Source organism: Halobacillus sp. BBL2006, assembly GCF_000786645.1.
Taxonomy (GTDB): domain Bacteria; phylum Bacillota; class Bacilli; order Bacillales; family Halobacillaceae; genus Halobacillus.
In genome coordinates, this window is the sequence record NZ_JRNX01000895.1 from 1 (window position 1) to 1,004 (window position 1,004).

At 40.0% G+C, this 1,004-nt stretch carries 1 protein-coding gene; it reads right to left on the minus strand.

All coding sequences use genetic code 11. From position 1 onward, the window contains the following. Window positions 1-184: 184 nt before the first annotated feature. Window positions 185-1,004 (minus strand): N-acetylmuramoyl-L-alanine amidase (locus LD39_RS20890; protein WP_035553393.1); only part of this gene is annotated, 820 nt, incomplete at its 5' end.

The window sequence follows — 1,004 nt, forward strand, 5'->3', positions numbered from 1 at the left end:
TGTTTCCCACCCAATCCTAATCCGTATTTAGCAACAGAACCGAAAGTATCTCGAAATCGAGTCTTCATAACCCTGCACGTTTGTAGAACTAAATTAATATTTAAATTCAGAAATAATACGATAGCTTAATCTCGTTTAACTGAGTAACAAAAAACTGCCTCGTTGAGAGACAGTTTTTTGTTACTCAGTTAAAATAATTGATTAATCCTTGTGTAATCCCTTGGCTGACTTCAGTCTGATACTTTGAACTTCTGACGGTTTGTTCTTCTATCGCATCAGATAGAAAACCCAACTCTAGCAAAACAGAAGGCTTTCTATTTTCTCTTAATACGTGAAAGTCTCCATACAGGGTCCCGCGGTCGATAAGGTTAGTTGAACCAACCATACCAGCTTGAATGGATGCTGCTAGTGGTTTATCTTTTTCGTGATAATAAAAACTGCTGATTCCACTTGCAGCGACATTCAATGGAGCGCTGTTGTAGTGGAGGCTGATGAAAACGTCTGCTTCGGAAGCGTTTGAATAAAACGAGCGAATCGATAAAGGTACGTATTCATCTGTTTTACGCACCATTAAAACTTTTGCCCCGCTTCTTTCAAGTTGACTCTTTAAAGATAAAGCCGTTTTTAGCGTAATCTTCTTCTCGTATGAACCGCCACGTCCAAGCGCTCCAGAATCTTTCCCTCCATGTCCTGCATCAATCATAATCGTTTTACCTTTAAGATTGCCTGACACTTGTTGAGAAGAGTCTGGTTTTCCATTATGCTCATTTACAAGCCAGCCAGCAATGTAAGCAGATTTGTTTTCATACTGGACTTTGTACCATTGGCCTTGCTTGACAATTACTTGGAACTGATCTCCTTTATGTCCTCGACCAACAATTTTATCAGTGGTGCCTGGACCGCTTCTAATGTTCGTCCCATTGTATTTTACGGAAACAAAAATCGAACCAGTAGGAATAGAAGACTCATCTTGGGTATTGTTTACTAACCACCCAGCTACCCAG